Origin of the sequence: Hymenobacter latericoloratus (assembly GCF_014199535.1) — a bacterium.
Taxonomy (GTDB): domain Bacteria; phylum Bacteroidota; class Bacteroidia; order Cytophagales; family Hymenobacteraceae; genus Hymenobacter; species Hymenobacter latericoloratus.
This window is the reverse complement of record NZ_JACHNV010000010.1, coordinates 76,455-85,924: the sequence shown is the minus strand read 5'-3', so window position 1 is coordinate 85,924 and position 9,470 is coordinate 76,455. Positions and strand designations below refer to the sequence as shown.

Here is a 9,470-nt window from a genome sequence, read left to right as displayed (position 1 = left end):
TCGACGCTTACCGCATTTCCGCTCGGCGCGCCTGCCGAGTCATTGGTTTGCAGCGCGCGAGCTTCGCCTATCAAGCACGTGGACGCGATGATACCGTTTTGCGCCAGCGCTTGCGGGAGTTGGCGCAAGTGCGAGTGCGCTACGGCAGTCAGCGCCTCTATATCCTGCTACGCCGGGAAGGCTGGCTAGACAATCATAAGCGCGTGCATCGTCTTTACTGCTTGGAAGGCTTGAACTTGCGTAGCAAGCGCCCACGGCGCAATCGGGCCGCGGCCCACCGGCTAGAACGTCTCCCACTGGGCCGCCTGCATCAGAGCTGGAGCATGGATTTTGTGGCCGATAACCTCTTCGATGGCCGCAAAATCCGCGCCTTAACGATAGTCGATAATTTTAGTCGCCAGTGCCTGGCCATTCACGTGGGGCAGTCGCTGAAAGGTGAAGATGTCGTGGCCGTGATGCAGCGCTTACAGCAGCAGTTAGGCGTAGTACCTGAGCGCATCCAAGTCGACAATGGCAGCGAGTTTATCAGCAAGGCCCTCGACCGCTGGGCCTACGACCAGCACGTGACGCTGGACTTCTCTCGGCCGGGCAAACCGACCGATAATCCGTACATTGAGTCGTTTAACGGCAGCTTCCGCGATGAATGCCTGAACGTGCATTGGTTTCTATCGCTGACCGATGCGCAAGATAAAATTGAGCAGTGGCGCCAAGAATACAATGGCTTCCGACCGCACAGCTCGCTACAGAATTTAACGCCCGATGAGGTAGTGGCTGCGGCTACTACTGTCGAGCTTCAGAATGCCTGATGCTCCACTTTCAACCGGCCCAGTAAATGGGAGCAGGTCAGTTGCCGAAGCGATACGCAACAGACTGCGTCGCCACCCGCGAACTGGAATGCGCTCGAGAATGCTCCTCATGACTGACATGTATGGACCGGGCCTTGTCACGCCGGTGATGCTCAGCACGAACTGGCCAGCCCGTTTAGCTTTTGTGCCAACCTTTTACCCAAGGCCAAGTTTCGGACGCGGTGCTCGATGCGCCGGGCTCACTTATCATTCAGGAAGCGGGCAACCGGACGTTCTCGATGCAGACCTCGCTGCACGAGCTGCTAAAATAGCCAGCCTACCTACTATATTAAAGCGCCTGTCAGGCTGAGCTGGCGCAGCATTTTTTCGCGTGAGAAATCATATTTCTAACGGAAGATGCTGCGCCAGCTCAACCTGACAGGCGCTTTGAGCTACCAGATATGGACGACGTGCTTAAAACTCCTGCACCGTGGGGCGTAGCACAATTTCGTTGATATCTACCTCGGCGGGCTGCTCGATGGCGAACGCAATGGCCCGGGCCACTGACGACGCTGGAATAGCCTGTTTGTAGAACTCTACCACGCCCTTGGCACTTTCCTCGTGCGAGCTGCCGTGCTGTAGCTCCGACTCTACCGCGCCGGGCTCGATGCTGGTGACGCGAATGCTGCCGCCTACTTCGTGGCGCAGCCCGTCGGATATGGCCCGCACGGCGTATTTGGTGCCGCTGTACACGGTGCCGCCGGGGCTGAACACTTTGATGCCCGCCACCGACGAGATATTGATAAAGTGCCCGGACTTTTGCTGCTCGAACACGGGCAAGGCGGCCGCGATACCGTAGAGCACGCCTTTGATGTTGATGTCAATCATGCTGTTCCACTCGTCCACCTTGGTGGCACTCATGGGCGCAATGGCCATCAGGCCGGCGTTGTTGATGATAACGTCGAGGCGACCAAACGCTTCTACAGCCTTATCAACCAAGGCTTTTACTTCTTCGGCTTTGGTTACGTCGGTTTGCAGAATCTCTACCTTTCCGCCTGCGGCGCGAATATCGGCAGCAATTTTTTCCAGGTTTTCGAGGCGGCGCGCGCCTAGCACTACGGCGGCACCTTTGCTGGCCAAATGGCGAGCCGTAGTTTCGCCCAGCCCGCTGCTAGCGCCCGTGATGACGACTACTTTATTTTCGATATTCTCCATGATGTTCCTCGTTTGGCCTCGCTTTACTTAAGGCGATGTAGGGGAGAACCGGTAGCTACAGCAGTTGTTTCTTGGGTGGTGGTCTAATTTAAGGTGAGAGTGTAGTTATCGATAACGATTTTAATGCGGGCAGTATGGATTGCCAAACTTTTGCTAAAGGAGCAGGATTTGCGCACCAGCATACCGCACCGCTGCCGTAAGGAGCAATTACTAGCTTCGACAATACTGGTTTGCCCTTCGCCTTTCAGATACGGGCGGTGTCGCCAGCGGGGCAGCACGTTTGTATAGGCATTCCAGCGGTCGGTAAAATACCAGCAGTGGCGGCGGTAGCGACGCGGCAAGGCTTGCCACAGCCGCTGCGCCGTTTGAGCACTGCGGTTGCCCAAAACCCACGCCACGATGCGCCGACTGGCGCGTTCGACCGCAAGCAAGAGCCAGACCTTATGCGCTTTACAGCGTTTTTTCTAAAACTTCTTCCGCCGCAGTCGGGGCAGCGGGGGCGAAGCTGCCCGCGCTTTTTTTAGCAGCTTAGCCACCGTCACGCGCGCCACGCCCGTGGCGTGCACAATGCTACGTTGGGAGTTGCGTTCTACGTAACAGTTTTTCCACCTGGGCATATTGGGCGGCTTTGGCGACAGCAGCGGGCGTAAAACGCGCTTGGTAGCCACAGGCTTTACACTGATATTCGGCATGCCCTTGGCTCGGACCATTGCGCCGAATAGGTTCGCTGCCACATTGGGCACATAGATGTTGCGTGTAAACCATAATCCCTCCTACGCTTTTCACCTCTTAATGGGGTTCTTTTGCCAAAAGGGCGGATTTACACGCTAAGCCCGGTTAGCAAAAAGGGTTATAGTACTGCCTGAGAAAGACTGATTCTACGCTGTAGAGCGGGTGCGTGCTGCCTATCAACAAGGAACTCCTTTTTGATAACCTCCGATGCCCGCCAACCCGACCGACCAGCCCACCCGCGTGGCGCTCTATGCCCGCGTCTCCCCCCTCGACAAAGGGCAGGCCCGGGAGACGCAGCTGCGCCCCCTGCGCGAGTACGCCCAGCGCCGCGGCTTTGCCGTTGTCGATGAATACGTGGACTAGGCCTCGGGTACCAGCGAGGAATGAACTCAGTACAAACGGATGATGGTGGCGGCCAAGAACCGGTAGCTCGACGCGGTGCTGGTCCGGCGCTACGACCGCTTTGCCCGCTCGACCCAGGCGCTGGTCAACGCGCCGAAGGAATTCCAGAGCCTAGGGGTGGACTTCGTCTCCTACCAGGAAAATATCGACACCACCACGCCCACGGGCGAGTTGGGGTTCCACGTCATGGCCTCGCTGGCCCTGCTTGAGAGCACGCTCATCAGCCAGCGCGTGCGCGCCGGCATGGCCCGGGCCAAAGCCCAGGGCAAACACGTGGCCCGCCCCCCGCTGGCGCAGGTTAGGCAGGAGGCCATTGCGCAGCTTCTGCGCGAAGGCTTATCTATGAATCAAGTCATCAAGCAGTTAGACCTGGCCTATGGCACCGTCTACAATTACGCCCAGAAGCTAAAAAGTGCTTAGCGTGTAAATCCGCCCTTTGGGAAGAAGAACCCCTGTTAGCCATGGACTCGGAGGTTTTACCCTATTTGTTTAACAACACCCATCTACCTGAATAGCTTCGGGCCGGCCGAGGTGAAAGCCTACTTTCATGCCGAGGGCTTTCTGGGCGTGGTGTGCGCCCCCGAGGTACTACCCGCCTGGTTTCAGCGGCAGTGCCCCGGCGTCACGCTGGGCCACTGCTTCGGCCGGGAACTGGAGCCCTACCAGCCCTCGCCGGCGCCGGTGGTTGGCGGCCCCGATGACTGGATACCCGACTATCCGCCGCAGGATGAAGAGTAGGCTGGGGCTAAGTGCCGCCCTCGGGCGGCACTGACCAGACGCTCCGGGCCAGGGGTATGGCTTTTTCCCTTTTGTTGCCATTGCGACGAGCCAGCGCGTGGCCCAAGCTACTTAACGTAGGCCCACCATCTTGAGAAACAGCCCGCCCGGGTTCTTATCGGCCTTCACTTTGCCGGTTTTGTGCTTGTAGCAGAAGGAAAAAAGGGCATTTAGCTTCTTGGCATCCCCCAGAATCTGGCTCACCAGCTTGGGGTCCCGGATTTCCAGCTCCTCCAGGTTCAGCAGGGCCCGGCGCTGCTTTTCTTCTTCAGCGCCGTCCTCGAAGGGAATCGGCAGCTGCTGGGGCACCTGGCCGTTGACGAAGAAGCGGATGCTGTGGAAGGAGCGGCCCTTCTTGATCAACTCGTAGTTGATGCGCAAGTCGGTGTGCTCGTTGATTTGGGTGGTGGCCACGTCGAGCACGTACTTCTGCAGGGCCGAAATCTTCTCGTACTGCTCCGGCTCGTGGCCCTTTGGGTCCTTGAGCGAGAGCATGATTTTGAACTCGTCCAGCGTGAAGGTTTTCGTTTCCCCGATGTCCTTCCACTGCGAGGCAATCTGGTAGATGCGCTTGGCGTACTTGCTCGACAAGCTGAAAACCGACTGCAGGCGGTAGGAGGTGAAGTTGTTTTTCAGGTCAATCAGGTAGCGCCGCATGCGCTCCGAGATTTCCAGCTCGATGATGCCTTCCCCCTTCACGTACAGCGCCGAGGCCAGCAAACCTACCTGCAGCACGTGCTTGTTATCCTCAATTACGTACTCGCGGCTGCGCAGATTGGAGGTGGCCTCCAACAGGCGCTGGTAGTTCCAGGAGCGCCCCGTCATTTGCTCCAGCTCCTTCACCCGGATGCGGTAGATGGTACCTGGCTTGTCCTCCTTGCGCAGCACCGAAAGCAAGGAGAAGACAATATCCATCTCAACGGCGCTCATCTCATAGCGCGCGGTGGTAATGGCGTTGTGCTGCCGGATTTCTACCCCCGTGGAGGGAGTGCTGGCGGTTACGGGGGTACTCATGCTAGTGGGAATAGGTAGAGCGTATGATCAAAGATAAGAGAGTTACAGACATTAAGGTAAGCCTTCCTTCAAGCTCTATCCTTTCGCTTACAAAATCTATCCATTGGGCTTACCATCCCTATCCTTTCGCTTACCGTTCCTATCCTTTCGCTTACAAAACCTATCCGTTGTACTTACCATCCCTATCCTTTCGCTTACCATTCCTATCCTTTAAGTGGTATAAAACTCGCAAAGTCAGTGACTTACGAGCCCTGCAAATAGAGTAAATACTTGACAAATAAAAAAACTCACAAATTTGTTGATGACGTCCGAACGAAAGGCTTTTAAAGGGTACAAAACGCTGGAACGGGACAAGAAGACAACAAAGGGGTGGAGTATAAGCTAGCATAAAAGCTTTGTACTATTTCAAGAATTTTTATACTTTTATTTACCTTATTGGCCTTTCCAGGCAGGTTAATGCGACTTACAAGATTACGACGCCCTTTTTTCTTAAGCTCAATTTACCTCTAAAAACCTGCTGTGTCGAGCGGAGCTTTGCCAAGTTTATAGGCAGCTACCCGCACCACTGCTAAATCATCAGAAGTACCCTACACCCGAAAGGATAGAAATGATGAGCGGACGTGACCGACGCGGCCGAAAGGATAGAAATGGTAAGTCAGCGGGTATTGATTGATGGCTAAAGGATAGAAATGGTAAGCATTTACAGCGCTTAGAGGCTGTTTTTACCTTTTCGGAGGGTGACCTACGCAGCCCGTCCCTGCAGAGTTGACTTACAAAACCTATCCTTTCCTTGGCTGACCATATCACCCCGGCCCGATTTCCTAAACCGTTAGTCATAAGCGGTCCAAGGCTAGGGAGTTACCCTTTACAACTCACCCAGCGGATAGCTGCTAAAAAGATTTTGGCCTTGCTCAGCAGCCACCAGAGAGAGCTATTGGATAACTTACCATTTCTATCCTTTTCACTAACCCGGAACTATCTGGCCGCTACTTCCACTGGCGCTAGCCGTGCCCACGAGGCCCATTCACCCGGTACTGAGTGACTCCCTTCGATGGCCACTCCAGCAAGCACTGGCCAAATCACAGATCAGAGCTGAGCCACTGGAAAAACCACTTTTAATAAGTGAATAACGAGGGGAAGGAAATCCGGGAGACTGTTACTTTTAAGATGCAGTAAAAGCGCTTATAAATAAGCTAAAAAAGCAACTTTATTGCCTGCGCTGCTGTTTATTAATAACACCCCAATCCGTTCATAAATACCTGTCAGTCATGGATAAACCTGCTCCTAATAACCCTGAAATCGTTGAGGAAGGCTACATCATCCTGTTGCAGTTAGGAGGACGTCGGTTTCTGGCTATGACCGGGGCCAACCAACTACTGGCTGCCGGTCGCACGGCCACCAACCCCAACCCCTGGCTGCGCATGAATCTGCGCCGCAATGAGGCCGGCGTGAATCGGCTGAAGATTACGCTGATGCCCACCGATACCTACACGGTCGAGTTCTACCACCAGCAGTTGGTCGACTGTGAGGCAGTTATTACTCGCAAGCAAACCTTCGACTTGGTGTATGGGGAGGACCTGCCGGGCCTGTTCACGTCGGTGACCGGCTATGATACCCACCTGTAATGGCCAAGCCAATGAAAGCCACAGAAGCCCCCACCATGTGCCATCCGGACTGGAACAGGTTCCGCAGCCGGGTAATTGCCGCCGTGACCGACGTGGACGCACAGATGCAGCAGCTGGGCAAGAGTCTGAACTACGAGGGTCTGACCTGCGAGGTAGCCCCGCGGCTCGGCTTGAAGGTTGATACGCCGGACGATTTTGCCGTGCTCGAAAAGCTGGTGCGGGCCGTTCGCCCCATCGCCGAGGATGCTCTGCGCTGCACCCGGGAGGAGCAGGGTGGGCAATTCGCCTTGCTGTTGTTGTAGCGGGACCAGCCGTAGAACTGGTATGCTGCTACCGAATTGGTCGTGAATTACGCCGGGCCGTAATAATGCCAATTTAGCAACCTTTTTTTACGGCATGAAAACTCCGAAGTCAACCCCGCCCAGCGTGCACGTGCAGCCGTTGGAGCGCGAGCAGCTGCCCGTTGCCCCCGTTGCCTGTAGCTCACTGGCCGAGCTGATTCACTCGCTGGGTACCCGCAAAGAAGTAGCCGAAGCCTGGAAAGTGGTGCCTCGCACCCTGGCCCTGCGGATGCAGAAGCCCGAAACCGCTACCCTGGAGGAGCTGCAACGCCTGGCCGTGCTCGCCCGCCTCGACCTGCCCACGGTATTTGAGCTGGCCTACTACCAAATGCAGCACCCCGTGGCCGTGCCGGCGCCGCAGCTGGGGCGCCCCAAGCAGCAGCATTAGGTTGCGGCCTGGCCCATAGAGGCACTTGCGGCGGGTGTCCGCGGAACCGTTCGCGTAGTCGTGGTGCATTTCGCGGCTAACTTTTTACCATTCGTCCTTTTTTCGCCCTGGGCCTGCCCGCAGCTGATAGCTTCGCAGTGTCCACCTGGTCGCGAAGGCACCAGAAATTGTAGACCGTCGGTCGGGTTTGGGTGCTGCACGAGCTGCCGCAGTGCCTACCCTGACCCACCTAATCCTGAACCCGCATGGAAGTTGAATGCCCGGTAGTAGCCCCGCTGCCCTTCCCCGACTTACAGCTGACCGTGACCTACGCTGAGGCGCTTTGCTACGCGCAGGGGCGGCTGAAAATGCTGGGCAACGGGGGCTTGAAGCCCTTTTGCGCGGCGCATCAGCTTACGTACCCCAACATCATCAACCTGAAAAACGGCAAGCTCAAACGACAGGAACCGCGCCTGCTCCAACGGCTGCTGGGTTGCTTGGCGGTACCCACCGAGCTGCTGCACTATCCGCTGGCCAGCAAGACACCGTGCTTCCTGCTGCCGGATGCCGAAGCCCTGGCCACGTTCCGCGACCAGCTACAGTTTCTGACCGCTCAGCAGTAGATCTAGCGGCTGGTTTCTTTCCCTTTTGTGGCCAATCACTCAAGTCAAAAAGCGCTTCCTGACTATCACAGGAGCCTTTTAGCAGGTAAATATGTTGTCATACTGAACCATTAAACTGAACCGATGACTCATCCCATCACCTTTTCCGAGCGGGAGGCTACCCCCGCTCAGCGGCAGGAACTCATCGATAAAGCCCGCGCCTGGAGTGTTGCGCAGGGGGCCGTACCCGGCCCGGCCGCCGAGGCAATGTACGCCCGGTACGTGGCCGGCGAGCTGACGCTGCAGGGCGTCACCGATGAGTTGAAAAGCTTTTACGCCAGTCAGGCGGAAGGCCCGCAAGATGCACCCGCCGCCCAGCCGCCTGCGGACATGCGCCCGGAGCAGCCGCTGCTGGACTAACGCCCCCGCGCTTTACAGCCCGTCTGGCCATCGGTCAGACGGGTTTTTTATCACGCAACCCTCTTGCCGTGGCTATTCAGGATGGATTTTACGACTCTACCCACCAGGTCATCTACAACCGGTTGGGAATAACCAATCAGGACCAGTTGCGCGAAGCGGAAGGAGCCTTGTCCATTCCCGCCCTGCTGCGCATCGTGGTAGGTGCCGTTGACCTACCGGGCCAGTTCGACGCCGCGCACCTCAAACGTATCCATCGGGAGCTGTTTCAGGACGTGTATCAGTGGGCGGGCCAGACGCGTGCCGAGGGACCAGACGGGCCGTTCCAGGGGCAGAAGCCGGCCTATGTGCTCAACGCCCGGGGTGATACAATGCGTTACGCCCCTTACCAGCAACTCGACCAGCGCCTGGATGCCATCGGCGCCCAGCTGCAGTTGGAGAACTATCTACGCGGCTTGGCACCCGAGCAGTTTGCCCGGCGGGCGGCTTACTATTTCGACCAATACAACCACGCGCACGCTTTTCGGGAAGGCAACGGGCGCACCATCCAGAGCGTGATGACCTTGCTGGGACGGCAGGCAGGTTACCAGGTCGAACTGAGCCCGGCGGCGGCCGCGCAACTCAACAACGCCCGCGACCTGGCCATCATCCGACCTTATGGGCTGGCCCAACTGGATAAGAATCTGGAGCCGCTGGCGCTACTGCTGCGCACGGCCACCACGCCCCTCGCCGGCGCACAGGCCATCCAGCTGCGCGATGTTAGCCAGGCCCGAACCTTAGCTGGCCCCACGCCCGACATGCAGCGCATGGAAGCACAGCGGGTGATGCAGAACAGCGCCTATGTCATCGGCGAGGCCTTACGGGATATTGACCGGGGCGATACTACCAGGGGAAACCAACTATTGCAGCAAATGACGCTGGTGCTGCATGAGCCGACTACGGCTGGCCAGCACAGTCACGGTATTCAGCAAGCGGCTTTGGAAGTGTCTAAGCACCCGGTGCTGCGGCATGAAGCACCGCTAATGCAACAGGCCATAGCCCTGGCCCAAAGCGTGCAGCAGTTGGTGCAGCTCGAACAACTCACGCAAGCAAATTCCCACAAACAGACCATTCAGGTAGCACCTAAACGCCGGGCGCCGAAGCTGTAGAGGGGCCAGCTACCTAGTTGACAAGCATGCTCCGTTCGTGGCGGA

15 protein-coding genes are annotated in these 9,470 nt (G+C 57.1%); 11 read left to right on the top strand and 4 right to left on the bottom strand.

Going from position 1 to position 9,470, the window contains the following annotated elements; all coding sequences use genetic code 11:
* Positions 1-806 (top strand): IS3 family transposase (locus tag GGU46_RS20435; RefSeq protein WP_183405393.1); only part of this gene is annotated, 806 nt, incomplete at its 5' end.
* 182 nt (positions 807-988) lie between these two features.
* Positions 989-1,117, top strand: a complete 129-nt coding sequence (locus GGU46_RS22365) for a hypothetical protein (protein ID WP_262706471.1) — start codon at positions 989-991, stop codon at positions 1,115-1,117.
* A 142-nt stretch (positions 1,118-1,259) separates the two neighbouring features.
* Here the strand turns inward: GGU46_RS22365 and GGU46_RS20430 are convergent, their stop codons facing one another.
* From GGU46_RS20430 to GGU46_RS22665, 3 genes are all read right to left on the bottom strand, one after another.
* On the bottom strand, positions 1,260-2,000 hold the full coding sequence (locus GGU46_RS20430; RefSeq protein WP_089334418.1) for an SDR family oxidoreductase: 741 nt from the start codon (positions 1,998-2,000) through the stop codon (positions 1,260-1,262).
* An 83-nt stretch (positions 2,001-2,083) separates the two neighbouring features.
* Positions 2,084-2,431, bottom strand: a complete 348-nt coding sequence (locus GGU46_RS20425) for an IS1 family transposase (RefSeq protein ID WP_140467143.1) — start codon at positions 2,429-2,431, stop codon at positions 2,084-2,086.
* Positions 2,432-2,570: 139 nt separating this feature from the next.
* Entirely contained in the window at positions 2,571-2,765 is a 195-nt protein-coding gene (locus GGU46_RS22665; protein ID WP_425486519.1) for a transposase-like zinc-binding domain-containing protein, read from the bottom strand.
* Between the two features lie 174 nt (positions 2,766-2,939).
* Between GGU46_RS22665 and GGU46_RS22645 the strand changes: the two genes are divergently transcribed.
* From GGU46_RS22645 to GGU46_RS20415, 3 genes are all read left to right on the top strand, one after another.
* Positions 2,940-3,095, top strand: coding sequence for a hypothetical protein (locus tag GGU46_RS22645; RefSeq protein WP_394340167.1), 156 nt, complete (start codon positions 2,940-2,942; stop codon positions 3,093-3,095).
* A gap of 75 nt (positions 3,096-3,170) precedes the next feature.
* Complete coding sequence (locus GGU46_RS22640; protein WP_394343536.1) at positions 3,171-3,554, top strand: recombinase family protein; 384 nt, start codon at positions 3,171-3,173, stop codon at positions 3,552-3,554.
* 111 nt (positions 3,555-3,665) lie between these two features.
* On the top strand, positions 3,666-3,872 hold the full coding sequence (locus GGU46_RS20415; protein ID WP_125433053.1) for a hypothetical protein: 207 nt from the start codon (positions 3,666-3,668) through the stop codon (positions 3,870-3,872).
* A gap of 111 nt (positions 3,873-3,983) precedes the next feature.
* On the opposite strand, the gene GGU46_RS20410 is transcribed toward GGU46_RS20415, so the two are convergent.
* Positions 3,984-4,925, bottom strand: a complete 942-nt coding sequence (locus GGU46_RS20410; protein WP_119446561.1) for a replication initiation protein — start codon at positions 4,923-4,925, stop codon at positions 3,984-3,986.
* 1,268 nt (positions 4,926-6,193) lie between these two features.
* Between GGU46_RS20410 and GGU46_RS20405 the strand changes: the two genes are divergently transcribed.
* The 6 genes from GGU46_RS20405 (at position 6,194) to GGU46_RS20380 (ending at position 9,425) form a co-directional block, all read left to right on the top strand.
* Positions 6,194-6,550, top strand: coding sequence for a hypothetical protein (locus tag GGU46_RS20405; RefSeq protein ID WP_125433054.1), 357 nt, complete (start codon positions 6,194-6,196; stop codon positions 6,548-6,550).
* A gap of 11 nt (positions 6,551-6,561) precedes the next feature.
* A complete protein-coding gene (locus GGU46_RS20400) occupies positions 6,562-6,852 on the top strand; it encodes a hypothetical protein (RefSeq protein WP_183405392.1) in 291 nt (96 codons plus the stop codon).
* A gap of 94 nt (positions 6,853-6,946) precedes the next feature.
* A complete protein-coding gene (locus tag GGU46_RS20395; RefSeq protein WP_125433056.1) occupies positions 6,947-7,279 on the top strand; it encodes a hypothetical protein in 333 nt (110 codons plus the stop codon).
* A 245-nt stretch (positions 7,280-7,524) separates the two neighbouring features.
* Positions 7,525-7,881, top strand: coding sequence for a hypothetical protein (locus GGU46_RS20390; RefSeq protein WP_183405391.1), 357 nt, complete (start codon positions 7,525-7,527; stop codon positions 7,879-7,881).
* Positions 7,882-8,004: 123 nt separating this feature from the next.
* The gene (locus tag GGU46_RS20385) at positions 8,005-8,280 is read left to right on the top strand and encodes an antitoxin VbhA family protein (protein WP_073285524.1); all 276 of its coding nucleotides are present in this window, start codon (positions 8,005-8,007) and stop codon (positions 8,278-8,280) included.
* Between the two features lie 68 nt (positions 8,281-8,348).
* Positions 8,349-9,425 (top strand): Fic family protein, encoded by a 1,077-nt coding sequence (locus GGU46_RS20380; protein WP_183405390.1) that lies wholly within the window; start codon positions 8,349-8,351, stop codon positions 9,423-9,425.
* The last annotated feature ends 45 nt before the right edge of the window (positions 9,426-9,470 follow it).

Bases quoted from the DNA above. Each gene is read 5' to 3' on its own strand.
- GGU46_RS20430 (WP_089334418.1), bottom strand. From the start codon at position 2,000: ATGGAGAATATCGAAAATAAAGTAGTCGTCATCACGGGCGCTAGCAGC.
- GGU46_RS22665 (WP_425486519.1), bottom strand. From the start codon at position 2,765: ATGGTTTACACGCAACATCTATGTGCCCAATGTGGCAGCGAACCTATT.
- GGU46_RS22645 (WP_394340167.1), top strand. From the start codon at position 2,940: ATGCCCGCCAACCCGACCGACCAGCCCACCCGCGTGGCGCTCTATGCC.
- GGU46_RS20410 (WP_119446561.1), bottom strand. From the start codon at position 4,925: ATGAGTACCCCCGTAACCGCCAGCACTCCCTCCACGGGGGTAGAAATC.
- GGU46_RS20405 (WP_125433054.1), top strand. From the start codon at position 6,194: ATGGATAAACCTGCTCCTAATAACCCTGAAATCGTTGAGGAAGGCTAC.
- GGU46_RS20400 (WP_183405392.1), top strand. From the start codon at position 6,562: ATGAAAGCCACAGAAGCCCCCACCATGTGCCATCCGGACTGGAACAGG.
- GGU46_RS20395 (WP_125433056.1), top strand. From the start codon at position 6,947: ATGAAAACTCCGAAGTCAACCCCGCCCAGCGTGCACGTGCAGCCGTTG.
- GGU46_RS20390 (WP_183405391.1), top strand. From the start codon at position 7,525: ATGGAAGTTGAATGCCCGGTAGTAGCCCCGCTGCCCTTCCCCGACTTA.
- GGU46_RS20385 (WP_073285524.1), top strand. From the start codon at position 8,005: ATGACTCATCCCATCACCTTTTCCGAGCGGGAGGCTACCCCCGCTCAG.